Raw genomic sequence first — 25,962 nt, forward strand, 5'->3', positions numbered from 1 at the left:
CGGTAGAGCGCCGGACTGTTAATCCGTAGGTCCCTGGTTCGAGCCCAGGTTGAGGAGCCAAGATTCATCGCCCTGCAATCGTTCAGGGCACCGTCAGCCGACACATTCCTCAATAGCTCAGTCGGTAGAGCGCCGGACTGTTAATCCGTAGGTCCCTGGTTCGAGCCCAGGTTGAGGAGCCAAACTGAAAAGCCTGTATGTCCGCATACAGGCTTTTTCTTTTTTCACTGGGGTATAGGCGCTTCAGGCCGCCCGCACGACCCCCACGGTGGCAGTAGGCTGAACGGGCGCACCTTCCATCGCTACCGGCTTGGAGGAGGCATAGCTGTAGACCTGATGCCGGTGCGGCACCTCGGGCACACGCTGCTCGCCGCGCTCCCAGGCGCGCAGCTCCTCCTCGAGCCGCGCCGCGCGCTCTGCATACATCTCGGCCGAAGACTGGTAATACTCAGCCGCTATCGAGTGCTCCAGCATCGCCATGCGGGCCTCCTGCAGATAGGCACGCGTACGGCGGATATAGCGCGGCTCGGCAAGGCTTCCACCAAAAATCCTGCTGAAAAACATCGCTCATCCTCCTTGCCTGGCAGCGGAAGCATGGATTTGCTATCCCTTTCTCCAAGCCATGGTTTCAGCCTAATACAAAAACCGCCGTTCCATCTGTCCCCGGTGGCGACTTCAGTTCGTAGGAGCCAGCCCTACCAGGTCGGCCGAGCTGCCGCAAACCGCTGCAGCTGTGCAAGACTTGCGGCTGTTCGCATCGCTCCTGAACCGCATGTCCCATCCTCTGCCCTGGCTGCACCCCGAAGAAGAATTCCCCCCGGTCCACACCACCTGGGGAGAAAACGACCCCATTCCCGGCCTGCTGGCGGCCGGCGGCGCACTGGACGCCCGGCATTTGCGCGCCGCCTACCAGCAGGGCATATTTCCGTGGTTCAGCGAAGGGCAGCCCGTGCTCTGGTGGTCGCCCGATCCGCGGATGGTGCTGCAGACCTCGCAGTTTCGCCTGCACCGCAGCCTGCGCAAGACGCTGCAGCGCTTCACGGCGCAGGCGCATTGCGAAATCCGCATGGACAGCGCCTTCACCACCGTCATGCAGCACTGCGCCCGGACACCGCGCGCCGGGCAGAGCGGCACCTGGATCGTCGACGATATCGTGAAAGCCTACACCGAGCTGCACGAACAAGGCGCCGCCCACAGCGTGGAGACCTGGGTGGACGGCAAGCTGGTGGGTGGGCTGTACTGCGTCGCGCTCGGGCATGCGGTCTTTGGCGAATCCATGTTCGCCCATGCCAGCGATGCCTCCAAGATCGCACTGGCCGCCCTGGTGGCGTTCTGTCGGGCACATGGCGTACCGCAGATAGACTGCCAGCAGGCAACCTCGCATCTGGCCTTCATGGGAGCCCGGGAGATTCCGCGCACGCAATTCCTGCGCACGGTGGCCGAGCAGCGCCTGCATCCCGATATGCAGTGGAACTTCTCCCCCCTATACTGGAACCAATTGCTTTGAGGCACAGCCGGCCGCCCAAGCAGCGGCCCGCCCAGCCGCCGGCTGCAGCAAACTTCCATGACGCACCCGAACGATTTGCCACTGCATGCGCTGCAGTTCTATGCCACCGCCGCCTATCCCTGCAGCTATCTGCCGGGGCGCATGGCACGGTCGCAGGTCGCCACGCCCAGCCACCTGATACAGAACGCCGCCTATTCGGAACTGGTAGGGCTGGGCTTTCGCCGCAGCGGCATGTTCACCTACCGCCCCTACTGCGATGGCTGCCGCGCCTGCATTCCGCTGCGCATCCTGGCGCAGGAGTTCAAGCCCAACCGCAACCAGCGCCGTGCCGCGGCCCGACATGGCCATCTGCAGACTTCCATACAGCGCCTGCATTACGCGGACGAGCATTACCAGCTCTACCTGCGCTACCAGCAGCACCGCCACAGCGGCGGGGGCATGGACCACGACAGCGTGGACCAGTACACCCAGTTCCTGCTGCAAAGCCGCGTCAATTCGCGATTGGTCGAATTCCGCGAGCCTGCCGGCGGCAGTGGCCCGGGTACGCTGAAGATGGTGTCCATACTGGATGTGCTGGAAGACGGCCTGTCCGCCGTCTACACCTTCTACGAGCCCGAGGACCATGCCAGCTACGGCACTTTCAATGTGCTGTGGCAGATCGATCAGGCCCGCGCCATGAACCTGCCCTACGTCTACCTGGGCTACTGGATCGACGAAAGCCCCAAGATGAGCTACAAGGCCAAATTCCTGCCGCACGAGATCCGCCAGCAGGAACAGTGGAAACGCGTGGACCGCTGAAGCATCGGGCGCTGATGGCGGCTTTTTTGCCGCAAACCCCTGGAAACTGCGGCAAAAACTCCGTATTGGGCACCGATTCGACCGCAATGGCATGGTCCCGCCCACGATGCACCGCTAGAATGACCAGATCCCGAAACGCATCTCCACCGTATGAAAAAAGACGATATTGCGGCCTCCGCCAAGCCTAGCGTCCAGGTCCTGGAGCGCATGTTCACGTTGATCGACGTGTTGGCCTCGCGCGAGGAAGCGGTGTCTCTCAAGGAGATCAGCGAGCGCACCGGCCTGCACCCTTCAACCACCCACCGCATTCTCAACGACCTGGCCCTGGGCCGCTTCGTCGACCGCCCCGAATCGGGCAGCTATCGGCTGGGCATGCGTTTCCTGGAGCTGGGCAATCTGGTCAAGGCTCGGCTGAACGTGCGTGAAGCCGCCATCACGCCGATGCGCCAGCTGTACCGGCAGATCCAGCAACCCGTCAGCCTTTCGGTGCGCCAGGGCGACGAGATCGTCTACGTGGAGCGTGCCTACAGCGAGCGTTCGGGCATGCAGGTGGTGCGCGCCATCGGCGGCCATGCCCCCCTGCACCTCACATCCAACGGCAAGCTGTTTCTGGCGGCCGACGACGGACAGCAGGTGCGCGCCTATGCCACGCGCACCGGCCTTCCCGGCAAGACCCATTTCAGCATCACCCAGCTCGCGGACCTCGAGCATGAACTCGACAAGGTACGCCAGCACGGCATTGCGCGCGACAACGAAGAACTGGAGCTCGGCGTGCGCTGCATGGCCGCAGGCATTTACGACGACCAGAACAAGCTGATCGCCGGCCTGTCCATCTCGGCCCCGGCGGACCGGCTCGATGAGAGCTGGGTTGCGCGCCTGCAGGCCACGGCCCAGGAAATTTCGGCAGCGCTGGGCTTCAGCGGCAGCCGCCCCGCCGTGCCGCCGGCCCATCCCTATGCACGCAATCCCGGCACCCACAACTGAGGAACAAAAAAGAAGCGGTTCAGGCCGCTTCTTTTTTGTGAGCTGTCAGCGCTTGCCATCTGTGGAATCCATATAGATAATGATCTGCAGCCTATATCCAGCCAGCGCAGAGCACTATTGATTGCATAGCGATACAAAAAAGAAGGCGCTACCTCGGTAGCGCCTTCTTGGCCATGGCAGCCAGAATCAGCCGCGGATACGGTGAGAAACGCCGCTGCTGGCTGTCGGGCCCATGCCTTCCACCCAGTGGCGCACGCGTTCGGCATCGGCGATCCGGCTGAACTTGCCGGCGGAATCCAGGAACACCATGATCAGCTTGCGGCCCGCGACCTGGGCCTGCATGACCAGGCAACGGCCGGCTTCGGAGATATAGCCGGTCTTTTGCAGGCCGATATCCCAATGGTCGCTCTTGACCAGGCGGTTGGTGTTGTTGAACTGCAGCGTGCGGCGACCCACGGCCACCTCATAGCCCGGCGAGGTCGTGTATTCACGCATCAACGGATCGCTGTGCGCCACATTCACCAGCAGCGCCAGATCGCGTGCGCTGGACTGGTTGCTGCTCGACAGCCCCGTGGGTTCCACATAGCGCGTGTCGCGCATGCCCAGCTGCTGGGCCTTGGCATTCATCAGCTGGACGAAATGCGCCAGGCCGCCGGGATAGGTGCGGCCCAGCGCATGGGCCGCACGGTTTTCGCTGGACATCAACGCCAGATGCAGCATCTCGGCGCGCGACAGGGTGGTGCCCACCGCCAGGCGCGAGCGGCTGAACTTCTCGGTGTCCACGTCGTCCTGCGTGATGGTGATCATCTCGTCCATCGGCAGGCGCGCCTGGGAAATCAGCAGGCCGGTCATCAGCTTGGTCAGCGAGGCGATGGGCAGCACGGCCTGATCGTTCTTGCTGAGCAGCACTTCGTGCGTATCCTGGTCCATCACGAAGGCCACGCTGCTTTCCAGATCCAGCGGATCCGTGACCGAGTGCAGGCCCGCCATCTGGCCGTAGGACAGACGTTCGGCAATCACCGGCGCAGCCAGGGAGCGTGCCGGCACGGATACCTTGGTTGCCGCAATACGGCCGCCGCGGTGCACCGCCTTTGCCGCCGCCAGCCTTTCGGGCTTGCCGCGCACGGTGGCCGCCACCCTGGTCTTGCCCGCAGGCTTGGCCGCAACCACCTTGGCCGAAGCCTTGGCAGCCGGCTTTGCCGCCGCTTTATGGGCAGGCGCCGCAGCCGCCACGGGCTTTTTGGCCGCCTTCTTGGAGGCAGGAGCGGCATGCGCCACGGGAACCGCCAAAGCGCAGCCAAGCAGCGCCAAAGACACCGCATGAGAGACCAGACCGGGGCGGGATAAGCGAAGCAGCGGCATGCGATACTCCAGGCAGCAAAATGTGAGGAATTACTTCAGGCAAAAAAGTTGTTTAATGACAAACACTTAAACAACTTTTTAGATAATCTGAGTGAGATTATAAATCCTGTCCTCAACCTTGTGCAGCCACAATCTCGCTATTGCCTTGCAATTTGTTCAAGGCGCTGAGATAGGCCTTGGCCGAAGCGACCACGATATCCGGGTCCGCCCCCACGCCGTTGACCACCCGGCCGTTGCGCTGCAGGCGCACCGTCACCTCGCCCTGGCTTTCGGTGGAACCGCTGATGGCATTGACCGAATACAGCAGCATTTCGGCGCCGCTCCGGACTTCCGATTCGATGGCCTTGAACGAGGCATCGACCGGGCCGTTGCCGTCGGAGCTGGCCTTGACTTCCTTGCCATCGCTGCTGAAGACCACGGTCGCGTGTGGGCGCTCACCCGTCTCGCTCTGCTGCGCCAGCGAGATGAAGTGGAAGGTATCCACCTGATCGAGCGCGCCCTGGGCATTCACGAGCGCCAGGATGTCTTCGTCGAAGATCTCGCTCTTGCGGTCGGCCAGCTCCTTGAAGTTGGCGAAGGCGGCGTTGATGGCGGCCTCGCTGTCCAGCTCCACGCCCAGCTCCTGCAGACGCTGCTTGAAGGCATTGCGGCCCGAAAGCTTGCCCAGCACGATCTTGTTGGCAGTCCAGCCCACATCTTCGGCGCGCATGATCTCGTAGGTGTCGCGCGCCTTGAGCACGCCATCCTGGTGAATGCCCGAGGCATGGGCAAACGCATTCGCGCCGACCACGGCCTTGTTGGGCTGTACCACGAAGCCCGTGGTCTGGCTGACCATGCGGCTGGCCGCCACGATGTGCTGCGGGTCGATGTTCAGATCCAGGCCGAAATAGTCCTTGCGGGTCTTGACCGCCATGACGATTTCTTCAAGTGAGCAATTACCCGCGCGCTCGCCCAGACCGTTGATCGTGCACTCCACCTGGCGTGCGCCGCCGATCTTCACGCCGGCCAGGGAATTGGCCACGGCCATGCCCAGATCGTTGTGGCAATGCACGGACCAGATGGCCTTGTCGCTGTTGGGCACGCGCTCGCGCAGGTCCTTGATGAAGTTGCCGTACAGCTCGGGAATCGCGTAGCCCACGGTATCGGGCACATTGATGGTGGTGGCGCCTTCGTTGATCACCGCCTCGATCACGCGGCACAGGAAGTCGGGCTCGCTGCGGTAGCCGTCCTCGGCGCTGAACTCGATGTCGTCGATCAGATTGCGCCCGAAGCGCACGGCCAGCCTGGCCTGCTCCAGCACCTGCTCCGGGCTCATGCGCAGCTTCTTTTCCATGTGCAGCGGGCTGGTGGCGATGAAGGTGTGGATGCGCGCGCGGCTGGCACCCTTCAAGGCCTCAGCCGAACGCGCAATGTCGCGGTCGTTGGCGCGCGACAGCGAGCAGATGGTGGAGTCCTTGATGGCGCGCGCAATCGCCTGGATGGACTCGAAATCGCCATTGGAAGCTGCGGCAAAGCCGGCCTCGATCACATCGACCTTCAGGCGCTCGAGCTGGCGCGCGATGCGCAGCTTTTCATCGCGCGTCATGGAGGCGCCGGGGGACTGCTCCCCGTCGCGCAAGGTGGTGTCGAAAATGATGAGCTGGTCGGACATGGTGGGTCTCTCTTCTTGTTGATGACGGCGCCCGCGAAAGATCGAGGCTGCCGAAAAAAAGCCGGTGTGCTTGTGGCACACCGGCTGGCTCCTGGTTCAGGCGGCTACCGCCTCCTCAGCGGCCGGAACGCGCTGCAATCCCGAGATGATGGCGCGAAGCGAGGCCGACACGATATTGGCATCCACCCCAACGCCGTAGACCCCCTGGGAGTCGTCGACGCGCAGTTCCACATAGGCAACGGCCTTGGCATTGGCGCCTTCGCCGATGGCATGCTCGGCATAGTCGAGCACGCGCACGGAACGTCCGACCTTTTCCGACAGCGCCTGCACGAAGGCGTCGATGGGCCCCGTGCCTTCGCCCTGCAGCGAATGCTTTTCGCCATCCACCACCACCTCTGCCGACATGCTGACCACGCCCTCGTCTTCCTGCAGGCGGTACTGGGGCGCCTTGACCGACTGCAGGCCGTATTCACGCTGGAACAGCTGCCACAGGTCGGCAGCGGCCAGTTCCTTGCCGCTGGCATCCATCTCGCGCTGGACCACCTGGCTGAACTCGATCTGCAGGCGGCGCGGCAATTGCAGACCGTATTCGCTCTCGAGCAGATAGGCAATGCCCCCCTTGCCCGACTGGCTGTTGACGCGGATCACGGCCTCGTAGCTGCGGCCCAGATCCTTGGGATCGATGGGCAGATAGGGCATATCCCAGATGTCGCCTTCCTTGTGGGCGGCGAAGGCCTTCTTGATGGCATCCTGATGGGAGCCGGAGAAGGAGGTGTAGACCAGATCACCCACGTAAGGGTGACGGGGGTGCACGGGCAACTGGTTGCAGTGCTCAACCGTTGCGCGGATATCGTCGATGTTGGAAAAATCCAGGCCAGGATGCACGCCCTGGATATACATGTTGAGGGCCACGTTCACCACATCGAGGTTGCCGGTGCGCTCGCCATTGCCGAACAGGCAGCCTTCGAGGCGGTCGGCACCGGCCATCAGGGCCAGCTCGGCAGCAGCCGTGCCCGTGCCGCGATCGTTGTGGGGATGCACCGAGATCACCACGCTGTCGCGGCGCTCGATGTTGCAGTGCGTCCACTCCACCATGTCGGCGAAGATGTTGGGCGTGGAATGCTCCACCGTGGTGGGCAGGTTGATGATGCACTTGTTCTCGGGCGTGGGCTGCCACACGGCGGTCACGGCGTCGATCACGCGCTTGGAGAATTCCAGCTCGGTGTCCGAATACATTTCGGGCGAGTACTGGAAGGTCCACTTCGTCTGCGGATAGCTGGCGGCGATGTCCTTGAACATCTGGGCATTCGTGGTGGCCAGATCCACGATCTCGTCCTCGCTCATGTTGAGCACCACGCGGCGCATCACGGGAGCCGTGGCGTTGTAGAGATGGACGATGGCGCGGGGCACGCCTTCCAGCGCCTCGAAGGTACGGCGGATCAGGTGCTCGCGGGCCTGGGTCAGCACCTGGATCGTCACGTCATCGGGAATGCGCTTTTCCTCGATGAGCTTGCGCATGAAGTCGAACTCGGTCTGCGACGCCGAAGGGAAACCCACCTCGATTTCCTTGAAGCCGATCTTCACGAGCTGCTCGAACATGCGCATCTTGCGCTCGATGTCCATGGGCTCGATCAGGGCCTGGTTTCCGTCACGCAGGTCCACGCTGCACCAGACCGGGGGCTTCGTGATCACGGCATCGGGCCAGGTGCGGTCCGTGAGGCGTACGGGAGCGAACGGGCGGTATTTGGTCGAGGGGTTTTGCAACATGGTGAGTCTCTTTCGTTGAAATCTGGGGTTGTCGAGCCCATTTCCAGCGACGCCCAAAAGCAAAACGGCCCGTCGCTGATGCTACGGGCCGCCAAGTAGGGTGTTTGTACGAGGGTATGTTTGTACGCGCGCGCTACTTTCTCTGCCCGTTGGACATTAGTAGTAGAGCTAGCGACAGGTTTTGCATGCGAACGACTCTAACACAAGTCTTGTCGGTGTCGCCAGATTTTTTTCTGCGCCCTCAATCGTCGTGCAGGCCGCGCTCGTCGGGCTCGTCCGTGGAGGTGGCCACGATGCTCACCTGTTCGCCCTTGGCACGGCGCCACGCGTAGATGATGTAGCCCGAGATCGAGTAGCCGACGAACACCAGGAACAGCATGGTGGCGGGCTCGACGCTGACCACGGCCATCAGCAGCGCCACGACCACCAGGCTCACGAACGGCATGCTCTTGGCGCCGCCGATGTCCTTGAAGCTGTAGTAGGGGATGTTGGTCACCATGGTCAGGCCCGCGAACAGCGTGATGGCGAACATGATCCAGGACAGGTCCTCGCGGTCGGTCGGATAGCCTCCGAACCATGAGATGACCTCGCCGAAGATGGGCACGTCGCGGTGCGAGACCATGAGCGCGCTGGTCAGCCAGATGAAGCCGGCCACCAGGGCGGCGGCGGCAGGCGACGGCATGCCCTGGAAATAGCGCTTGTCCACCACGCCGGTGTTCACATTGAAGCGCGCCAGGCGCAGCGCCGCGCAGGCACAGTACACAAAGGCCGCGATCCAGCCCCAGCGCCCCAGGGGGCGCAACGCCCATTCGTAGGCGATCAGCGCGGGCGCAGCACCGAAGGACACCATGTCCGACAGCGAATCCATCTGTTCGCCGAAGGCGCTTTGCGTATGCGTCATGCGGGCCACGCGCCCGTCGAGGCTGTCGAGCACCATGGCGCAGAACACGCCCACGGCCGCCAGTTCGAACTTGCCGTTCATGGCCATGACGATGGCATAGAAACCGCCAAAAAGCGCTGCCAGGGTGAACAGATTGGGCAGCACATAAATGCCTTTGCGCAGCTTGCGCGGCATGCCGCCCATTTCCCCGGGCTCATTGCTGTTTTGCATTCAACAGACCTCCATTGCTTGCATGACCGGCGCATGCAGCTATTAAAACCATAGTATTTTAAGCAGGCCCGCAAGGACGCCGCCATTGGCACCAGTGTACCCGGGCGCATCGGGCCCATCGGCAGCATGAAAAAAGGCCGCCCATCGGGCGGCCTCTGGCAAGAGAGCAAGGCGGCCGGTAAACGCATCGGCCGCCTGGCAGCTCTGTTTAGTTGCGGCTCTGGTCCACCAGCTTGTTCTTGGCGATCCAGGGCATCATGGCGCGCAGCTGGCCGCCCACCTGCTCGATGGCGTGCTCGGCGTTCTGGCGGCGGCGGGCCGTCATGCTCGGGTAGTTGGTCTTGCCTTCCTGGATGAACATCTTGGCGTATTCGCCGTTCTGGATGCGCTTGAGGGCATTGCGCATGGCCTTGCGCGATTCCTCGTTGATGACCTCGGGGCCCGTCACGTACTCGCCATACTCGGCATTGTTCGAGATGGAGTAGTTCATGTTGGCGATGCCGCCTTCGTACATCAGGTCCACGATGAGCTTGAGCTCGTGCAGGCATTCGAAGTAGGCCATTTCGGGGGCGTAACCGGCTTCGGTCAGGGTTTCGAAGCCCATCTTCACCAGTTCCACGGCGCCGCCGCACAGCACGGCCTGTTCGCCGAACAGGTCGGTCTCGGTCTCTTCCTTGAAGTTGGTCTCGATGATGCCGCCCTTGCCGCCGCCGTTGGCCATGGCATAGGACAGGGCCACGTCACGGGCCTTGCCGGACTTGTCCTGGTACACGGCGATCAGCGAAGGCACGCCGCCGCCCTTGAGGTACTCGGAGCGCACGGTGTGGCCGGGGCCCTTGGGCGCGACCATGATCACGTCCAGATCGGCGCGGGGCACGACCTGGTTGTAGTGCACGTTGAAGCCATGGGCAAAGGCCAGGGTGGCACCCTGCTTGATGTGGGGCTCGACGTTGTTCTTGTACACCTCGGGGATGTTCTCGTCGGGCAGCAGGATCATGACCACGTCGGCGGCCTTCACGGCATCGTCGACTTCCATCACGGTCAGGCCGGCCTTGCCGACCTTGTCCCAGGAGGAGCCGCCCTTGCGCAGGCCGACCACGACCTTCACGCCGCTGTCGTTCAGGTTCTGGGCGTGAGCGTGGCCCTGGCTGCCGTAGCCGATGATGGCAACGGTCTTGCCCTTGATCAGGCTCAGGTCACAGTCCTTGTCGTAAAAAACTTTCATGTTGGCTCCAGGTCTCTTGTGTCTAGGGGGTTAAAAAAGTACGAAATATCAAACGGTATCAGACGCGCAGAATGCGTTCCCCGCGGCCGATGCCCGAGGCACCGGTGCGCACGGTCTCCAGGATCGCAGTGCGGTCCAGGGCCTGGAGGAAGGCGTCGTTCTTGGACTGGTCGCCGGTCAGTTCGACCGTATAGCTCTTTTCCGTCACGTCGATGATGCGGCCGCGGAAGATGTCCGCCATGCGCTTCATCTCCTCGCGCTCCTTGCCCACGGCACGCACCTTCACCATCATGAGCTCGCGCTCGGTGTAGGAGCCTTCCGTCAGGTCCACCACTTTAACCACTTCAATCAGGCGATTCAGGTGTTTTGTGATTTGCTCGATGACATCGTCAGAACCCGTGGTCTGGATGGTCATGCGCGACAGCGATGCATCCTCGGTGGGCGCCACGGTCAGCGATTCGATGTTGTAGCCGCGGGCGGAAAACAGGCCCACGACGCGAGACAGTGCTCCAGGCTCGTTCTCGAGCAGCACGGCGATGATGTGTTTCATTGGGAGATTCCTCTTTTCGCTGCCCTCCCCTGGTGCCGGTAAGCACCAGGCTTGGCAGACAATAGATTCGTCAGATTAGACGCTACGATGAATGTAGCTGCTTTCGCTGGCTGGTTCTGGGTTTGAGGCCGATTTCATATCCAAAGAAAATGAAGCCGGCCCCGGCGGATCACAGATCGTCCGCGCCCAGCAGCATTTCCGTGATGCCGCGGCCCGCCTGCACCATGGGGAACACGTTCTCGGTCGGGTCGGTCCGGAAGTCCAGGAACACCGTCTTGCTCTCTTCGCGGACAATGCGGCGCGCTTCGCGCAGCGCGCCCTCCACGTCGGCAGGCTTTTCGATCAGCATGCCGCGGTGGCCATAGGCCTCGGCCAGCTTCACGAAGTCGGGCAGCGAGTCCATGTAGCTACTGGAATAGCGGCCCGAATACTCGATCTCCTGCCACTGGCGCACCATGCCCAGATAGCGGTTGTTGAGCGCGCAGACCACCACCGGCGTGTTGTACTGGCGGCAGGTGGCCAGTTCCTGGATGTTCATCTGGATCGAGCCTTCGCCCGTGATGCAGAAGACTTCCGATTCAGGCTTGGCCAGCTTGATGCCCATGGCATAGGGCAGGCCCACGCCCATGGTGCCCAGGCCGCCGGAGTTGATCCAGCGGCGCGGCTCGTCGAAGCGGTAGTACTGCGCAGCCCACATCTGGTGCTGGCCCACGTCGGATGTGATGTAGGCATCGGCATCCTTGGTCATGTTCCAGAGCGTGTCCACCACGTACTGGGGCTTGATCACCTCGGTATTGGCCTTGTCGTAGCTCAGGCAGTCGCGGCTGCGCCAGCCTTCGATGGTCTCCCACCACTGCGCCAGGGCGCCGCCATCGGGCTTCTGGGCGGATTCGCGCAGCATGGCGATCAGCTCCCCCAGCACGTCCTTGACGTCGCCCACGATGGGCACGTCCACCTTGACGCGCTTGGAGATCGAGGACGGATCGATGTCCACATGGATGATCTTGCGCTCCACCGACATGAAATGCTTGGGATTGCCGATCACGCGGTCGTCGAAGCGCGCGCCCACGGCCAGCAGCACGTCGCAGTTCTGCATGGCGTTGTTGGCTTCGATCGTGCCGTGCATGCCCAGCATGCCCAGGAACTTGCGGTCGCTGGCCGGATAGGCGCCCAGGCCCATCAATGTATGGGTGACCGGATAGCCCAGCATGTCCACCAGGGTGCGCAGCTCGTTGCAGGCATTGCCCAGCAGCACGCCGCCACCGGTGTAGATATAGGGGCGCTTGGCGTTGAGCAGCAGCTGCAGCGCCTTGCGGATCTGGCCCGCATGGCCCTTCTTGACCGGGTTGTACGAGCGCATCTCCACTTTTTCGGGATAACCCGTGTAGAGCGCCTTCTTGAAGGACACATCCTTGGGGACGTCCACCACCACGGGACCCGGACGGCCGGTACGGGCAATGTGGAAGGCCTTCTTGATGGTCTCGGCCAGATCGCGCACATCCTTGACCAGGAAGTTGTGCTTGACGATGGGCCGGGTGATGCCGACGGTGTCGCATTCCTGGAAAGCGTCGGTACCGATGTAATTGGTCGATGTCTGGCCCGCGATCACCACCATGGGAATGGAGTCGGTATAGGCGGTTGCGATGCCGGTCACGGCATTGGTCAGTCCGGGGCCGGAAGTCACCAGCGCCACGCCCACCTCGCCCGTGGCGCGCGCAAAGCCGTCGGCCGCATGCACTGCCGCCTGCTCATGGCGGACCAGCACGTGCTGGATGGAATCCTGCTTGTAGAGCGCGTCGTAAATGTACAGAACCGCGCCGCCAGGGTAGCCCCACAGGTGCTTGACACCTTCGGCCTGCAGCGATTTGATGAGGATTTCGGAGCCCATCAGTTCCTGGGCGCCCGTCTGGGAGGATGCTGCGGCCGCGGAGACCATCTCAGCCTTGGAGATTTCCATGATCAACCTTTGTGAATTTCTCTAACGAAAAACCTTGGGTGCCTCTAGCCTGAAGCCCTTGTGAGGCCGGTGCGAGACTTAAGGCCACATGCCATGGGCGAAATGTTGAACGCCGGACCGTGACCCGTTTGCTTCTTTGAGTTGCTCGACGATTATCGCACTGCAACAAGACCTTTCATTGCAGTACGTTATAAATCATTTGCCGATGCCATAATTGCCCACTTTGCAAGTCCAGCTCCGCCCGTTCTCCTCTTCTGCATAGGGCCCGTCTCTCTTGGCCACCGAACAAGAACTTTCCGATTTCCTCAAAGGCGTAGAAAAGCGCGCATTCAAGCGCAGCGTATTCCACGTCCGCGACGAAGAGGCGGCACTGGACATCGTGCAGGACAGCATGCTCAAGCTGGCCCAGCACTACGGGGACAAGCCTGCGGACGAACTGCCCATGCTTTTCCAGCGCATTCTCTCGAACAGCACGCTGGACTGGTTCCGGCGGCAAAAGACCCAGAAAGCCGTTTTCACCCACATCAGCGACCTGGAGGCCTCGGACGAGGACGGCGAATTCGACTGGCTGGAAACCTACGCCAGCAACAGCAACCAGGAGACCGCGCACAGCGCCGAAGACCTGACAGAACGCAAGCAGGTATTGCAAAGCATAGAAAAAGAGATCCAGGAGCTTCCGGCACGTCAACGGGAGGCATTTCTCATGCGTTACTGGGAAGAGATGGATGTTGCTGAAACCGCTGCTGCCATGGGGTGTTCCGAAGGCAGTGTAAAAACACATTGTTTCCGGGCAATCCAGACACTGAGTAAGGCACTCAAGGCCAAAGGAATCGAATTATGAAATCCGCGCCCTCTTTGCAATGCGAAATGGCCGCTGACCGTATCGCCCGTCAGATCACTGCCCGGTTGAGTGAGGGCGAAGCCTTGCTGCCCTACGAAGTCACCGAACGGTTGCGGGCCGCGCGCGAGCGCGCCATCTCCGAGCGCCGCCGCGAGGTGCGCGTTCTCCATGCCAGGACTCAGGCTGCCTCCTCCGCTTCCATCCAGGGCGGCACCATGGTGCTGGGCGGCCCCGGCGACAGCGGCGACGAAGGCGGCAACTGGCTGCGCGCCCTGATTTCGGCGATTCCGGTCTTTGCCCTGGTTGCCGGCCTGGTCATCTACAACGTCAAGTCGGATGAAACCGTTCTGCACGAAGTGACCGAAGTGGATACGGCCCTGCTGACTGACGACCTGCCGCCGGCAGCCTATGCCGACCCCGGATTCATCCAGTACCTGAAGACCTCGGCAACCGCCACCGAACAGCACTGACCCTCTTCCCTGCAAGCCCCGCGCGCCACCGACCGCCTGAATGCCCACTGAAAAGCGCTCCCTGATCCGCCCCGACAATGCCGCCGCCGTCCTGGCGGCGGCATTGTTGATGACACTGGCCTGGACGGGCTGGTCCGTGGTGCAGCAGGTCAGGCTGGCCCCCAGCACGGTGCCGCCCGCCACCGTCGCATCGTCCAAGACCATGCATGGCGATCCGGCCACCAGGCAACGGGCCACCTCGCTGGCCACGGGCCCGCGCTGGGGCGAGCTCAATGCCACGCAGCGCCGGGTGCTGGAGCCGCTGGAAGAGCGCTGGCCCATGATCGGCGCGGTGCAAAAGCGCCGCTGGATGGCCCTGGCCGAAGGCTATGACAAGCTCAGCGAGAAGGAGCAGGAAAAACTGCGCAGCCGCATGCAGGCCTGGTCCAGCCTCAGCGCCCAGCAGCGCAGCCAGGCGCGGCTCAATTTCGCGCTGACCAACAAGATCGCGACCGACAAGCAGGCCCAGTGGGAGGCCTACCAGGCACTCAGCGACGAGGAAAAGCGCCTGCTCGCGGCCCGCGCGGCACCCAAGGTGACTTCGGCGGCCCCAGCCCTCAAGCCGCCACCGGCCAAGCGGCTGGCCCGCATTCCGGCCGCCACGGCGGCGCCCAGCACCGTGCCCAACCCGCCCAAGATTCCGCCGGCGACCATCCACCACCCGCCGCCTCCCGTACCGGCCACGCCGGCCATGGTGGAAACGCATCCGGTTCGGCCGTCCGGCGCCGTTGTGGAGACGGCGCCCGTGGACATTCCGAGCGCCACGCCCATGGCGCTGCCGCCACTGGACAGTGGCAGCAGCCGCCTGCATCCTTCGGGAGACGGCAGCGGCACCCCCTAAAATGCAGGGATGAGCTCCAACGCATCCGTCGGCAATCCCGGCCTTCCTTCCTCTGCCAGCCCGATGGCAGCGGTGCCCGGCCTGCGTCGCCGCATGGCCTGCTGGCTCTACGAAGGCATGCTGCTGTTCGGCGTGGTCTTCATTGCGGGATATCTGTTCAGCACGCTGTCCCAGACCCGCAATGCGCTGGACAACCGCCATGTGCTGCAGGCCTTCATGTTCGTGGTGCTCGGCATTTACTTCGTCTGGTTCTGGAGCAAGGGCCAGACCCTGGCCATGAAGACCTGGCATATCCGTGTCGTCGACCGCCAGGGCCGGCCGCTCACGCAGCCGCGCGCCCTGCTGCGCTATCTGCTGAGCTGGATGTGGTTTCTGCCGCCGCTGGTCGTGCTGGCTCCGCTGGGGCTGCCCGTGCTCGAAGCCATGGTGCTGCTGGCGGGCTGGATCCTGGTCTGGGCCCTGCTCAGCCGCTTCCATCCGCGCCGGCAGTTCTGGCATGACGCCTGGGCCGGCACCCAACTCATCCATCAGCCACCCGCGCCCAAGCGCGTTCGCTGAGTCGTTTTTTACCCAGGGCCTGCAGCCTCCCCATGACTCTTCCTCTTCCGGACCCCGTGAACCCGCAAAAGTCCCGCAAGGGCCTGTCGCGCGTCTTCCATGCCGGCGCCTATTCGATTGCCGGGCTGCGCGCCGCATGGTTCGAAAAGGCGTTCCAGCAGGAAGCCATTTGCGCGCTGTTCATGCTGCCGGCGGCCTTCTGGGTCGGCCGCAGCTGGGAGCAGACCGCGCTGCTGTGCGCCACGGTCATGCTGGTGCTGATCGTCGAGCTGCTCAACACGGGCATCGAGGCCGCCATCGACCGCATCGGCCCCGAATGGCACGAGCTGTCCAAGAAGGCCAAGGACATGGGCAGCGCCGCCGTCCTGCTGTCCCTGCTGCTGTGTGGCGGCGTCTGGGCCGCAGCCCTCTACCATCGTTTCATCGCATGACAAATCCTGCTTTTTCCGTCTGTGTCTATTGCGGCTCGCGTCCGGGCACCAATCCCCGGTTCACCGAAGCGGCCAAGTCCGTGGGCCAATGGATAGGCCAGCATGGCGGCCAGCTCGTCTATGGCGGTGGCCGCAGCGGCCTGATGGGCGTGGTGGCCGAGGCCACGCGCCTGGCCGGCGGCCGCGTGGTCGGCATCATTCCCCAGGCGCTGGTGGACAAGGAGCTGGCCAACCAGGCCTGCGACGAGCTGCATATCGTGCAGAACATGCACGAGCGCAAGGCCATGATGGCCGAGCGCAGCGACACCTTCGTCGCCCTGCCCGGCGGCATCGGCACGTTCGAAGAACTGTTCGAAGTCTGGACCTGGCGCCAGCTGGGCTACCACGACAAGCCCATCGGCCTCATCAATGTGGACGGCTACTACGACACCATGCTGCAGTTCCTGCAGTCCTGCGTGGGCAACGGCCTCATGAGCGAGTGGCAGATGGGCCTGATCGAAAGCGGCGCCGAGATCGACGCCCTGCTGCAGCAACTGGTGCAGTCCTCGGGCACCCGGCTCGAGACGCCTTCGCTGCGTTCGGTGATCTGAGCCTTGCGGCCCTGCGGGCAGCCGGATCAAAAAAGCCAGACACGGGGTCTGGCTTTTTTGTGGCTGCGCGGCATGGCTCAGATGGCCGTGTCGTCGAGTTCGCCGGTGCGGATACGCACCACGCGCTCGACCGGGGTGACGAAGATCTTGCCGTCGCCGATCTTGCCGGTGCGCGCCACGTTGACGATGGCGTCCACGCAGCGGTCCACGTCTTCCGTGCGGACCACGACCTCGACCTTCACCTTGGGCAGAAAGTCCACCACATATTCGGCGCCGCGGTACAGCTCGGTGTGGCCCTTCTGGCGTCCGAAGCCCTTGACCTCCGTCACCGTCAGACCGTTCACCCCGCACTCGGCCAGAGCTTCTCGCACTTCCTCGAGCTTGAACGGCTTGATAACGGCAGTAATCATCTTCATGGGGCAGACTCCTTGACAAATTGAATTCGAAAGCACGGGCGCATCGTCGTCAGGCGCGGAACTTGTTGGTGATGGGATAACGCCAGTCCTTGCCGAAGCTGCGCACCGTCACGCGCGGGCCGACCGGGGCCTGGCGGCGCTTGTACTCGTTGATCTGGATCAGGCGCGTGACGCGCTCCACGTCGGCCGCGGCAAAACCGCGGTCCACGATGGCGCTGATGCTTTCGTCATTTTCCATATAAAGAGAAACAATGGCGTCCAGCACCTCATAAGGGGGCAGGCTATCCTGGTCTTTCTGGTCCGGTCGCAGCTCGGCGCTGGGCGGGCGCGTGATGATGCGCTCGGGGATCGGGTCCAGGCCCGTGCCGAACGGGTCGTTGGCATTGCGCCAGCGTGCCAGCGCGAAAACCTCGGTCTTGAGCACGTCCTTGATCACCGCAAAGCCGCCCGCCATGTCGCCGTACAGCGTGCAGTACCCGGTGGACATCTCGCTCTTGTTGCCCGTGGTCAGCACCACGGAGCCGAACTTGTTGCTCATGGCCATGAGCAGCGTGCCGCGGATGCGGGCCTGCAGATTCTCTTCTGTCGTGTCCTCGGCCCGGCCTGCAAAAGTGCCGGCCAGCGCAGCCTTGAAGGCCTCGAACTGCGGGCCGATGGCGATTTCCTCGTGCTGCACGCCCACGCGCTCGGACATCTCGCGTGCATCCAGCCAGCTGATGTCGGCCGTGTAGGGCGAGGGCATCATCACCGTGCGTACCTTGTCCGCACCCAGCGCATCCACGGCAATCGACAGCACCAGCGCAGAATCCATGCCGCCCGACAGGCCGATCAGCGCGCCCGGAAAGCGGTTCTTGCCCACATAGTCGCGCACGGCCAGCACCAGGGCCGACCATAGCGCATGGTGGTGCCCCGGCAGCGGCTGCACCTCGCCCATCAGGCGCACGCGGCCTTCGGCCAGGTGGGCCACGATGGTCGGCAGGGCTTCCTCGAAGGCCGGCGCGCGTGCGGCGATCTGGCCGCTAGACTCCACGGCAAACGAGCAGCCGTCGAACACGACTTCGTCCTGGCCGCCCACCAGATGGGCATAGACCAGGGGCACGCCGCACTCGCGGGCACGCTCGGCCAGCACCTGTTCGCGCTCGGCCTGCTTGCCGCTGTGAAACGGCGAGGCATTGATCACCGCCAGCAGCTGGGCGCCGGCGGCCACCGCCGCCCGGGCGGGCGCGGGATGCCAGGCATCCTCGCAGATCAGCAGGCCCACCTGGATGCCGGCCACATCCACCACGCAGGGCTCGGAGCCCGCGGCAAAGTAGCGCTGCTCGTCGAACACGCCGTAGTTGGGCAGCAGCTGCTTGGCGTAGCGGGCCCTGACGCTGCCATCCTGCAGCACGCTGGCCACGTTGTAGAGCGCGCCGCTGGCTTCGTCGCGCTGCGGATGGCCGAGCACGATGGCCAGGCCCGGCCACCGGGCGCTCGCCTCGGTCAGTGCCGTCACCTGCTGCTCGCAGGCCGCGATGAAGGCCGGGCGCAGGTACAGGTCCTCTGCCGCATAGCCGCACAGCGACAATTCCGGGGTGAGCAGCAGGCGTGCGCCGCTGGCATGGGCGTGCTCGGCGGCAGCAATGATTTTCTGGGCATTGCCCGACAGATCGCCCACAACGAAATTGCGTTGGGCGCAGCAGATGGAAAGCGTCATGGAAAGCAAGCAAGGCAGTATGGCCTTGGCCCCAAGAGCGTGTTGACGTTCTCCCTGCGGCCTGCAGCATGCTCTGGCCGCCACGACAATCAGGACATGGCCGAAAACACGATTATCACTCGCATGTTCGATAGCGTGCAGCAGCTGCCCGCCGAGACCTGGAACGATCTGCTGTCACGGCAAAGCGAGCCCACGCCTTTCATGCGCCATGAATACCTGGCCGCGCTGGAAAGCAGCGGCAGCGCCACCGGGCGCACCGGCTGGATCGGCCGCGTCGCCACGCTGTGGCAGGCTTCAGGCAAAGAAGAGGTCCTGCTCGCGGCCTGCGTACTCTATGCCAAGGCCCACTCCTATGGCGAATATGTGTTCGACTGGGCCTGGGCCCGCGCTTACGAGCAGCACGGCCTGCCCTATTACCCCAAGGGCGTGCTGGCCGTTCCGTTCACGCCCGTGCCCGGCCCGCGCCTTCTGGTGCGCGCACCGCAATGGCGGCTGCCGCTGGTTCAGGCCGTGCGCGCCTTTGCCGAGCAAGCGCAGCTGTCGTCGCTGCACCTGCTGTTCGGCCAGGGCGCGGATCTGCAGGCCTGCGAGCAGGACGGCTGGATGACGCGCAGCACGGTGCAGTTCCACTGGAGGAACGAGGCCCCACGCCTCGGTACTGGCGTGTCTTCCCTGGCCACCGAAGATGCACGTTTCGCCTTGGGGCGGCCCGGCGGCGAAGACTCCGCCCCCACGCTCGGCGCTGGCGCGTCCTCGCTGCCCCCCGAGGGGGCGCGTTTCGCCTTGGGGCGGCCCGGCGGCGAAACCAGGCCTTTCAAGGATTTCGACGACTTTCTGGCCTCGCTGAACCAGGAAAAACGCAAGAAGATCCGCCAGGAACGGCGCAAGGTCGCCGAAGCCGGCGTGCGCTTTGAGGTGCGGCAAGGCCGCCAGATCACGGCCGAGGACTGGGCCTTCTTCTACCGTTGCTACGAGCGCACCTATCTGGAGCACGGCAACCCGCCCTATCTGACGCCCGGCTTTTTCGAAGCCATGGCACAGCACATGCCAGACCACTGGGTTCTGTTCATCGCGGAACGCCAGGGACGGCGCATCGCTAGCAGCTTGATAGCTGTCATTGCACCACCATCTTCAATTTCAGAATGTAATCATTCAGAAAACAAGGAGGGATTGGCGCATGAAGCTCCCGTATCCATAGCGCACGGTGCGATTGCCTATGGCCGCTACTGGGGAGCCCTGGAGCGTGTGGACTGCCTGCATTTCGAGGCCTGCTACTACCAGCCCATCGCATGGTGCATCGCGCACGGCTTTGCGCGCTTCGAAGGCGGCGCCCAGGGCGAGCACAAGATGGCGCGCGCCCTGCTGCCGGTGGTCACGCCCAGCGCGCACTGGATTGCGCATCCGGCCTTTGCCGAGGCCATCGGCCGCTTTCTCGACCGCGAGGGCGAAGGCATGGCGGGCTATGTCGAAGAACTGCAAGCGCACAGCCCGCTGCGCAAGGCTTAGCTGCGCGAGGCCAGCTGCCGTACCTGCTGCTCCAGCTGGCCCACGTAGGCCGCCGTGCTGTTGTCGGATTCCTGGGCGCGGCTGGCGAGGTGGGCCTCCAGCGCATCGATGCGGGCCAGCAGGTCCTGCCGGTTCTGCGCATGCAGGGTCTCCAGCACGCCGCGCAGCTCGGTGAAGCGCGAAGCCTCGGCCTTGTCGGCCAGGTCGCGCTGCGCCTGCATCTCCTTGGCATGGCGACGGGCCTCCATCAGCACCGAGCCCTGCATCCACAGCACATAGGCCAGGAAGAACACGGCCATCAGGCAGGTCAGCGCCAGCATGAGCACGCCCAGGGGCGCCTGGATCTCGGCCACGCCCAGCGAGACGGTGGACGGCGTGGCCAGCGTGTTCCAGTTCAGCGCCGCCAGCAATGCGATCAGGGCCACGATGATGAGCAGGGAGAAAGTGCGCAGATTCATAGTTGTTCCTCGAAGCCGGCCATTGTCGGCCTGCGCCCTGTTGTACCCGAAGTTGCGCAGGCGCTGCGTCAGCCCGGTTCAGCAATGAACGCGGCCCGGCATCGCCCGCCGGTCGCGCAGCCGCGCCTGCGGAGCAAGAAAAAAGCCGCTGCAGGCAGCGGCTTCAGGAAAGCGCGTGGCGTCTGCCGCGCAGGGGACGCGTCAGTGCGTGTCGGCCAGCTGCTCCAGGATGGCCGGGTTTTCCAGCGTGCTGGTGTCCTGGGTGATGGCCTCGCCCTTGGCCAGCGAGCGCAGCAGGCGGCGCATGATCTTGCCGCTGCGGGTCTTGGGCAGGTTCTCGCCGAAACGGATGTCCTTGGGCTTGGCGATGGGACCGATTTCCTTGGCCACCCAGTCGCGCAGCTCCTTGGCGATCTGCTTGGCCTCCTCGCCGTGCGGGCGGCCGCGCTTGAGCACCACGAAGGCGCAGATGGCCTCGCCGGTCAGGTCGTCGGGGCGCCCTACCACTGCGGCCTCGGCCACGAGGTCGGTCTTGGCCACCAGGGCCGATTCGATCTCCATGGTGCCCATGCGGTGGCCCGAGACGTTGAGCACGTCGTCGATGCGGCCCGTGATGCGGAAGTAGCCGCGGTCGGCACTGCGCACGGCACCGTCGCCAGCCAGGTAGTAGCCCTTGAGCTCCTCGGGGAAGTAGCTCTTCTTGAAGCGCTCGGGGTCGCCCCAGATGGTGCGGATCATGCTGGGCCAGGGCTTCTTGACCACCAGGATGCCGCCCGCGCCGTCGGGCATGTCGTTGCCCGCCTCGTCGACGATGGCCGCGGCGATGCCCGGCAGCGGCAGCGTGCACGAGCCCGGCACCAGCGGCGTGGCCCCCGGCAGCGGCGTGATCATGTGCCCGCCGTTCTCGGTCTGCCAGAAGGTGTCCACGATGGGGCAGCGTTCGCCGCCCACATGTTTGTGGTACCACATCCAGGCCTCGGGATTGATGGGCTCGCCCACGCTGCCCAGCAGGCGCAGGCTGGACAGGTTCCAGTTCTTCGGATGCACCTTTTCGTCGGAATCGGCCGCCTTGATCAGCGAGCGGATGGCCGTGGGCGCGGTATAGAAGATGGTGCAGCCATGGCGCTCGATCATCTGCCAGAAGCGGCCGGCGTTGGGATAGGTGGGCACGCCTTCGAACACGATCTGCGTGGCGCCGGCGGCCAGGGGGCCATAGGCCACATAGGTATGGCCGGTGATCCAGCCGATGTCGGCCGTGCACCAGAACACGTCGCTGTCCTTCAGGTCGAAGGTCCAGTTCACGGTCTGGCGCGCCCACAGCATGTAGCCGCCCGTGGCGTGCTGCACGCCCTTGGGCTTGCCCGTGGAGCCGCTGGTGTAGAGGATGAACAGCGGGTGCTCGGCCTCGACGGCCACCGGCGCGCACTCCGTGCTCTGGCCCTGCAGCACCTCGCCGAAGGTCTTGTCGCGGCCGGCCACCATGGCGCAGGCCGTGGGGGTGCGCTCGTACACGAACACATGGCGCACGCCTTCGCAGCCGCCCAGCGCCAGGGCCTCGTCCACGATGGCCTTGAGCGGCAGCTCCTTGCCGCCGCGCATCTGGTAGTTGGCCGTGACCACCACCGAGGCGCCCACGTCGACGATGCGCTCCTGCACGGCCTTGGCCGAGAAGCCCCCGAAGACCACGCTGTGCGTGGCGCCGATGCGCGCGCAGGCCTGCATGGCGACCACGCCCTCGATGGTCATGGGCATGTAGATCAGCACGCGGTCGCCCTTTTGCACGCCATGGGCCTTGAGCGCATTCGCGAACTGCGAGACGCGTTCCAGCAGCTCGCGGTACGTGACCTTGGTGACCTGGCCGTCATCGGCTTCGAAGATGATGGCGGTCTTGTGCTCCACGGGCGTGCCGATATGGCGGTCCAGGCAGTTGGCGCTGGCATTGAGCTCGCCGTCTGCAAACCAGCGGAAGAACGGAGCGTTGCTGTCGTCCAGCACCTGGGTGAAGGGCTTGGTCCAGACCACGTTCTCGCGTGCCAGGCGGGCCCAGTAGCCTTGGTAGTCCTTTTCGGCCTCGGTACACAGCGCCTGGTACTGATCCATGCCGGATACGGCAGCCTTGGCGCTGAAGCCGGCGGGCGGCGGGAAAACACGGTTTTCCACCAGAACCGATTCGATGGGGGATGTCGCGGTGCTCATCTTTGTCGTCTCCTAAAGCGAAGCAATGAAATTATTGTGGGCATACTGTCAAGGGTCGGTCTTACACCCCACTGACTGAAATCACATTCGGCATTGTCGCCCTGATGCGGGGCAGCGGCGTCCGTGGGCGGCCTTCGTGCCAGCAGGTGCTAGCAGGTGGCCAACCCGGCCTGCAGCCACCGTCCCGGCCGCGGTCCGGCGCCCTTAAAATCGCGCGCCGGCCGCGATGCCACCGGGCTTTCCTGCCCGGCAAGGCACGCGCGGCATGGCGCCAGCCCGCTATATCCGACACTACAGCCGCAGGCCTGGCACCTTGTTTCCTGCACGCCCGGGCAGCCGCCCTGCACCGGCGCGCACTTCCCCATTCCCGGAAATACCGCCCATGAGCCAACTGCCTTCCGACCATCCGTCCTCCGCCGGACTGCCTTCCGGCGCCCTGCGCCCCCTGCCCACGCTGATCTTCGCCAGCCGCTGGCTGCAGCTGCCGCTGTATCTGGGCCTGATCGCCGCCCAGGCCGTCTATGTCTGGCATTTCCTCGTCGAGCTGTGGCATCTGGTCGAGGCCGTCTTCGGCAACCAGGAAGCGCTGCAGGCCCTGGTCACCAATATCGGCTACAAGAGCGACGTGCCGCTGCACGCACTCAACGAGACCGTGATCATGCTGGTGGTCCTAGCGCTGATCGACGTGGTCATGATCTCCAACCTGCTGATCATGGTCATCGTCGGCGGCTACGAGACCTTTGTGAGCCGCCTGGGCCTGGAAAGCCATCCGGACCAGCCCGAATGGCTCAGCCATGTGAACGCCTCGGTGCTCAAGGTCAAGCTGGCACTGTCCATCATCGGCATCAGCTCCATCCATCTGCTCAAATCCTTCATCAACGCCGGCAGCTACGAGGTGCAGGTGCTGATGTGGCAGACCATCATCCATGTGGTGTTCCTGCTCAGCGCGCTGGCCATCGCGCTGACCGACCGGCTCACCAGCCACCATCATTGAACCCGGGGCGCCGCAGCAGGCGGCTCGCGCCAAGCCCAGGCCCCGCAATGCGGGGCTTTTTTCATGGTCCGGCGGGTGTTGGCGCGCAAAGCCTTTCCCTTTCCTGACGATGACTGCACAATGCAGGAAGATGCCATCCAAAGCCTTTCAAATCAGGCGTCTGAAGCTATCGTTTTTGCAATAAAGGCCGGCTCAGGCCGGTGTTTCACGGTGGATGAAGGGCCGTTTTGGAACATTTTTTGCCATTCATTCTTTGACAAAAAAGAATGGAATGCATATATTAAATAGTCGTTTACAACCTGCCGAGCAGGTAATCTGCGTGTGTCCGGACGCGCAGATCCACTTTCCCGGCGGATCGTTGTGTCAATTTCTTCATTGGCGCAGCCCCGTCAACCGGGCCGAAACATGGCCCTGATGTGAGGGGGTCTCCCCGGCCGACCGTGCCGGGGATGGCCTGTCCGAGAAGCCTTTGTGCAGCCCGCTTGCAGCGCGCCCGTCCGGTGCGACTGCCCGCTGCCGTCTTCTCGTCTGTTCCAGCCCTTGCGCACACACCGCTTGTGCCATCCGGGCTGTCGAGCCGGCGTTCATACGCTATTGCAATGCCCCCCGCCTTGCGCGGTCCGGGCTGCGGCATCAGGGCTTTCATTTTGGCTTGTGCGCCGGCACACGGCTCGTCCGTGCGCCGGACTGTGTTCCATCCCGAATAAACAAAGGAGAACGCCACAGTGGCCAAGCAAATCGTTATCGACCATGTCTTCAAGGTCTTCGGCGACGATCCGAAAACCGCGCTCGACCTGGTCCAGCAAGGCGTGAGCAAGCAGGACATTCTTGCCCGCACCGGGCAGTCCATCGGCGTGTTCGACGCCAACTTCACCATCGAAGCCGGCGAGATCTTCGTCGTCATGGGCCTGTCGGGCTCGGGCAAGTCCACGCTGGTGCGCATGCTCAACCGCCTGATCGACCCCACCAGCGGCCGCATCCTCGTGGACGGCCAGGACATCAACCGGCTCTCCGACAAGGACCTGCGCGCGCTGCGCCGCAAGGACATCTCCATGGTGTTCCAGTCCTTTGCGCTGATGCCGCACCTGACGGTGCTGGACAACACGGCCTTCGGCCTGGAGCTGGCCGGCGTGGACCGCGCCACGCGCCAGAAGCAGGCGCAGGAAGCTCTGGAGCAGGTGGGCCTGGGCGCCTGGGGCGCGAGCTATCCAGACGAACTGTCGGGCGGCATGCAGCAGCGCGTGGGCCTGGCCCGCGCGCTGGCGTCCGATCCTTCCATCCTGCTGATGGACGAAGCCTTTTCGGCGCTGGACCCCATCATCCGCACCGAGATGCAAAGCGAGCTGCTGCGCCTGCAGCAGATCAAGCGCCGCACCATCGTCTTCATCTCGCACGACCTGGACGAGGCCATGCGCATCGGCGACCACATCGCCATCATGAAGGACGGCCAGGTGGTGCAGGTGGGCACGCCCGACGAGATCCTGCGCAGCCCGGCCAACGACTATGTGCGCCACTTCGTCCGCGGCGTGGACACGGCGGCCGTGTTCAAGGCCGCCGACATCGCGCGCCAGGCGCTGACGGTGATCTCCGAGCACAGCGACCGCGGCTGCCGCGCCGCCCTGCGCCTGCTCGAGGACTCGGACCGCGACCATGCCTATGTGCTCAATGCGCGCAAGCGCTTCCTGGGCGTGGTGTCCTCCCAGTCGCTGCGCGATGCGCTGCGCGGACACCAGGGCCCGCTGGGCCTGCAGCATGCCTTCATTCCCGATGTGCAGTCCATTGCCAGCGACACGCCCGTGGCCGACCTGTTCGGCGCCGTGGCCTCGCCGCCCTGCCCGCTGCCCGTGGTGGATGCGGACGGCAAGTACCTGGGCGTGATCAGCCGCACCACCATGCTCAAGTTCCTGGACCGCGACACGCCGCCCGTGCCGCCGCCGCAAAAGGAAATTCCACCGGTCAAGCTCGATGCGCACTACCAGCCGCAAGCCGCCGCACAGTAAGAAGGAGGGACAGA

General features: G+C 64.0%; 24 protein-coding genes and 1 tRNA gene. 13 read left to right on the top strand and 12 right to left on the bottom strand.

Translation table 11 applies throughout. The features are described from left to right. The first annotated feature begins 106 nt into the window (after positions 1 to 106). Positions 107 to 182 (top strand) — tRNA-Asn (locus Cte04_RS18065). 61 nt (positions 183 to 243) lie between these two features. On the opposite strand, the gene Cte04_RS18070 is transcribed toward Cte04_RS18065, so the two are convergent. After that, positions 244 to 564 carry a hypothetical protein gene (locus Cte04_RS18070; protein ID WP_066481819.1) on the bottom strand — a complete coding sequence of 107 codons (321 nt, stop codon included), beginning with the start codon at positions 562 to 564 and terminating at the stop codon, positions 244 to 246. A 208-nt stretch (positions 565 to 772) separates the two neighbouring features. Between Cte04_RS18070 and aat the strand changes: the two genes are divergently transcribed. The 3 genes from aat (at position 773) to Cte04_RS18085 (ending at position 3,289) form a co-directional block, all read left to right on the top strand. Beyond that, on the top strand, positions 773 to 1,507 hold the full coding sequence (aat, locus tag Cte04_RS18075; protein ID WP_066482292.1) for a leucyl/phenylalanyl-tRNA--protein transferase: 735 nt from the start codon (positions 773 to 775) through the stop codon (positions 1,505 to 1,507). Positions 1,508 to 1,564: 57 nt separating this feature from the next. Next, positions 1,565 to 2,305 (top strand): arginyltransferase, encoded by a 741-nt coding sequence (locus Cte04_RS18080; protein WP_066481824.1) that lies wholly within the window; start codon positions 1,565 to 1,567, stop codon positions 2,303 to 2,305. Between the two features lie 150 nt (positions 2,306 to 2,455). Then, positions 2,456 to 3,289: an IclR family transcriptional regulator gene (locus Cte04_RS18085; RefSeq protein WP_066481834.1), complete on the top strand. Its 834-nt coding sequence runs from the start codon at positions 2,456 to 2,458 to the stop codon at positions 3,287 to 3,289. 186 nt (positions 3,290 to 3,475) lie between these two features. Here the strand turns inward: Cte04_RS18085 and Cte04_RS18090 are convergent, their stop codons facing one another. The 7 genes from Cte04_RS18090 to Cte04_RS18120 all read right to left on the bottom strand — a co-directional run bounded on the left by Cte04_RS18090 (position 3,476) and on the right by Cte04_RS18120 (position 12,912). Next, positions 3,476 to 4,651, bottom strand: a complete 1,176-nt coding sequence (locus tag Cte04_RS18090; protein ID WP_066481845.1) for a serine hydrolase — start codon at positions 4,649 to 4,651, stop codon at positions 3,476 to 3,478. Positions 4,652 to 4,763: 112 nt separating this feature from the next. After that, the gene (locus tag Cte04_RS18095) at positions 4,764 to 6,302 is read right to left on the bottom strand and encodes a 2-isopropylmalate synthase (RefSeq protein ID WP_066481849.1); all 1,539 of its coding nucleotides are present in this window, start codon (positions 6,300 to 6,302) and stop codon (positions 4,764 to 4,766) included. Positions 6,303 to 6,398: 96 nt separating this feature from the next. Further along, positions 6,399 to 8,069 (bottom strand): 2-isopropylmalate synthase, encoded by a 1,671-nt coding sequence (leuA, locus tag Cte04_RS18100; RefSeq protein WP_066481850.1) that lies wholly within the window; start codon positions 8,067 to 8,069, stop codon positions 6,399 to 6,401. A 241-nt stretch (positions 8,070 to 8,310) separates the two neighbouring features. After that, on the bottom strand, positions 8,311 to 9,180 hold the full coding sequence (pssA, locus tag Cte04_RS18105) for a CDP-diacylglycerol--serine O-phosphatidyltransferase (protein WP_066481851.1): 870 nt from the start codon (positions 9,178 to 9,180) through the stop codon (positions 8,311 to 8,313). 208 nt (positions 9,181 to 9,388) lie between these two features. Continuing rightward, entirely contained in the window at positions 9,389 to 10,405 is a 1,017-nt protein-coding gene (gene ilvC / locus Cte04_RS18110) for a ketol-acid reductoisomerase (protein ID WP_066481852.1), read from the bottom strand. Between the two features lie 58 nt (positions 10,406 to 10,463). Then, positions 10,464 to 10,955 carry an acetolactate synthase small subunit gene (gene ilvN, locus Cte04_RS18115; protein ID WP_066481855.1) on the bottom strand — a complete coding sequence of 164 codons (492 nt, stop codon included), beginning with the start codon at positions 10,953 to 10,955 and terminating at the stop codon, positions 10,464 to 10,466. 169 nt (positions 10,956 to 11,124) lie between these two features. Beyond that, entirely contained in the window at positions 11,125 to 12,912 is a 1,788-nt protein-coding gene (locus Cte04_RS18120; protein ID WP_066482296.1) for an acetolactate synthase 3 catalytic subunit, read from the bottom strand. Positions 12,913 to 13,186: 274 nt separating this feature from the next. Between Cte04_RS18120 and Cte04_RS18125 the strand changes: the two genes are divergently transcribed. The 6 genes from Cte04_RS18125 to Cte04_RS18150 all read left to right on the top strand — a co-directional run bounded on the left by Cte04_RS18125 (position 13,187) and on the right by Cte04_RS18150 (position 16,682). Continuing rightward, a complete protein-coding gene (locus tag Cte04_RS18125) occupies positions 13,187 to 13,753 on the top strand; it encodes an RNA polymerase sigma factor (RefSeq protein WP_066481875.1) in 567 nt (188 codons plus the stop codon). Beyond that, positions 13,750 to 14,223: a DUF3619 family protein gene (locus Cte04_RS18130; protein ID WP_066481878.1), complete on the top strand. Its 474-nt coding sequence runs from the start codon at positions 13,750 to 13,752 to the stop codon at positions 14,221 to 14,223. The genes Cte04_RS18125 and Cte04_RS18130 overlap by 4 nt, the downstream gene beginning before the upstream one ends. A gap of 40 nt (positions 14,224 to 14,263) precedes the next feature. Next, positions 14,264 to 15,103, top strand: coding sequence for a DUF3106 domain-containing protein (locus Cte04_RS18135; protein WP_066481880.1), 840 nt, complete (start codon positions 14,264 to 14,266; stop codon positions 15,101 to 15,103). Between the two features lie 63 nt (positions 15,104 to 15,166). Next, on the top strand, positions 15,167 to 15,661 hold the full coding sequence (locus Cte04_RS18140) for an RDD family protein (RefSeq protein ID WP_245633436.1): 495 nt from the start codon (positions 15,167 to 15,169) through the stop codon (positions 15,659 to 15,661). Between the two features lie 32 nt (positions 15,662 to 15,693). Next, a complete protein-coding gene (locus Cte04_RS18145) occupies positions 15,694 to 16,092 on the top strand; it encodes a diacylglycerol kinase (RefSeq protein WP_066481891.1) in 399 nt (132 codons plus the stop codon). Then, entirely contained in the window at positions 16,089 to 16,682 is a 594-nt protein-coding gene (locus tag Cte04_RS18150; RefSeq protein WP_066481896.1) for an LOG family protein, read from the top strand. The genes Cte04_RS18145 and Cte04_RS18150 overlap by 4 nt, the downstream gene beginning before the upstream one ends. A 77-nt stretch (positions 16,683 to 16,759) precedes the next feature. On the opposite strand, the gene Cte04_RS18155 is transcribed toward Cte04_RS18150, so the two are convergent. Together Cte04_RS18155 and Cte04_RS18160 are read right to left on the bottom strand one after the other, a co-directional pair. After that, positions 16,760 to 17,098: a P-II family nitrogen regulator gene (locus Cte04_RS18155; protein ID WP_066481915.1), complete on the bottom strand. Its 339-nt coding sequence runs from the start codon at positions 17,096 to 17,098 to the stop codon at positions 16,760 to 16,762. Positions 17,099 to 17,147: 49 nt separating this feature from the next. After that, positions 17,148 to 18,794: an NAD+ synthase gene (locus tag Cte04_RS18160; protein WP_066481922.1), complete on the bottom strand. Its 1,647-nt coding sequence runs from the start codon at positions 18,792 to 18,794 to the stop codon at positions 17,148 to 17,150. Positions 18,795 to 18,890: 96 nt separating this feature from the next. Here Cte04_RS18160 and Cte04_RS18165 point away from each other — a divergent pair, with 96 nt between their 5' ends. Then, positions 18,891 to 20,300 (top strand): GNAT family N-acetyltransferase, encoded by a 1,410-nt coding sequence (locus Cte04_RS18165; RefSeq protein WP_066481925.1) that lies wholly within the window; start codon positions 18,891 to 18,893, stop codon positions 20,298 to 20,300. On the opposite strand, the gene Cte04_RS18170 is transcribed toward Cte04_RS18165, so the two are convergent. Both Cte04_RS18170 and acs read right to left on the bottom strand, forming a co-directional pair. Then, positions 20,297 to 20,758, bottom strand: a complete 462-nt coding sequence (locus tag Cte04_RS18170; protein ID WP_066481928.1) for a Signal transduction histidine kinase — start codon at positions 20,756 to 20,758, stop codon at positions 20,297 to 20,299. The genes Cte04_RS18165 and Cte04_RS18170 overlap by 4 nt on opposite strands. 201 nt (positions 20,759 to 20,959) lie before the next feature. Next, complete coding sequence (acs, locus tag Cte04_RS18175) at positions 20,960 to 22,954, bottom strand: acetate--CoA ligase (protein WP_066481931.1); 1,995 nt, start codon at positions 22,952 to 22,954, stop codon at positions 20,960 to 20,962. 382 nt (positions 22,955 to 23,336) lie between these two features. On the opposite strand from acs, the gene Cte04_RS18180 reads away from it, so the two are divergent. Further along, complete coding sequence (locus Cte04_RS18180) at positions 23,337 to 23,948, top strand: YqhA family protein (protein WP_066481933.1); 612 nt, start codon at positions 23,337 to 23,339, stop codon at positions 23,946 to 23,948. A gap of 725 nt (positions 23,949 to 24,673) precedes the next feature. Continuing rightward, a complete protein-coding gene (gene proV / locus Cte04_RS18185; RefSeq protein ID WP_066481936.1) occupies positions 24,674 to 25,948 on the top strand; it encodes a glycine betaine/L-proline ABC transporter ATP-binding protein ProV in 1,275 nt (424 codons plus the stop codon). Positions 25,949 to 25,962: the final 14 nt, after the last annotated feature.

Source organism: Comamonas terrae (genome assembly GCF_001544075.1).
In the GTDB taxonomy this organism is placed as follows: domain Bacteria; phylum Pseudomonadota; class Gammaproteobacteria; order Burkholderiales; family Burkholderiaceae_C; genus Comamonas; species Comamonas terrae.

Excerpts from the sequence above, each read along its gene's own strand:
- Cte04_RS18080 (WP_066481824.1), top strand. The coding sequence starts at position 1,565 with ATGACGCACCCGAACGATTTGCCACTGCATGCGCTGCAGTTCTATGCC.
- pssA (WP_066481851.1), bottom strand. The coding sequence starts at position 9,180 with ATGCAAAACAGCAATGAGCCCGGGGAAATGGGCGGCATGCCGCGCAAG.
- Cte04_RS18135 (WP_066481880.1), top strand. The coding sequence starts at position 14,264 with ATGCCCACTGAAAAGCGCTCCCTGATCCGCCCCGACAATGCCGCCGCC.
- Cte04_RS18160 (WP_066481922.1), bottom strand. The coding sequence starts at position 18,794 with ATGACGCTTTCCATCTGCTGCGCCCAACGCAATTTCGTTGTGGGCGAT.
- Cte04_RS18145 (WP_066481891.1), top strand. The coding sequence starts at position 15,694 with ATGACTCTTCCTCTTCCGGACCCCGTGAACCCGCAAAAGTCCCGCAAG.
- acs (WP_066481931.1), bottom strand. The coding sequence starts at position 22,954 with ATGAGCACCGCGACATCCCCCATCGAATCGGTTCTGGTGGAAAACCGT.
- Cte04_RS18155 (WP_066481915.1), bottom strand. The coding sequence starts at position 17,098 with ATGAAGATGATTACTGCCGTTATCAAGCCGTTCAAGCTCGAGGAAGTG.
- leuA (WP_066481850.1), bottom strand. The coding sequence starts at position 8,069 with ATGTTGCAAAACCCCTCGACCAAATACCGCCCGTTCGCTCCCGTACGC.
- Cte04_RS18170 (WP_066481928.1), bottom strand. The coding sequence starts at position 20,758 with ATGAATCTGCGCACTTTCTCCCTGCTCATCATCGTGGCCCTGATCGCA.
- ilvC (WP_066481852.1), bottom strand. The coding sequence starts at position 10,405 with ATGAAAGTTTTTTACGACAAGGACTGTGACCTGAGCCTGATCAAGGGC.
- Cte04_RS18130 (WP_066481878.1), top strand. The coding sequence starts at position 13,750 with ATGAAATCCGCGCCCTCTTTGCAATGCGAAATGGCCGCTGACCGTATC.
- aat (WP_066482292.1), top strand. The coding sequence starts at position 773 with ATGTCCCATCCTCTGCCCTGGCTGCACCCCGAAGAAGAATTCCCCCCG.
- Cte04_RS18180 (WP_066481933.1), top strand. The coding sequence starts at position 23,337 with ATGAGCCAACTGCCTTCCGACCATCCGTCCTCCGCCGGACTGCCTTCC.
- Cte04_RS18150 (WP_066481896.1), top strand. The coding sequence starts at position 16,089 with ATGACAAATCCTGCTTTTTCCGTCTGTGTCTATTGCGGCTCGCGTCCG.
- Cte04_RS18140 (WP_245633436.1), top strand. The coding sequence starts at position 15,167 with ATGGCAGCGGTGCCCGGCCTGCGTCGCCGCATGGCCTGCTGGCTCTAC.
- Cte04_RS18095 (WP_066481849.1), bottom strand. The coding sequence starts at position 6,302 with ATGTCCGACCAGCTCATCATTTTCGACACCACCTTGCGCGACGGGGAG.
- Cte04_RS18165 (WP_066481925.1), top strand. The coding sequence starts at position 18,891 with ATGGCCGAAAACACGATTATCACTCGCATGTTCGATAGCGTGCAGCAG.
- Cte04_RS18090 (WP_066481845.1), bottom strand. The coding sequence starts at position 4,651 with ATGCCGCTGCTTCGCTTATCCCGCCCCGGTCTGGTCTCTCATGCGGTG.
- Cte04_RS18070 (WP_066481819.1), bottom strand. The coding sequence starts at position 564 with ATGTTTTTCAGCAGGATTTTTGGTGGAAGCCTTGCCGAGCCGCGCTAT.
- Cte04_RS18120 (WP_066482296.1), bottom strand. The coding sequence starts at position 12,912 with ATGGAAATCTCCAAGGCTGAGATGGTCTCCGCGGCCGCAGCATCCTCC.
- ilvN (WP_066481855.1), bottom strand. The coding sequence starts at position 10,955 with ATGAAACACATCATCGCCGTGCTGCTCGAGAACGAGCCTGGAGCACTG.
- Cte04_RS18085 (WP_066481834.1), top strand. The coding sequence starts at position 2,456 with ATGAAAAAAGACGATATTGCGGCCTCCGCCAAGCCTAGCGTCCAGGTC.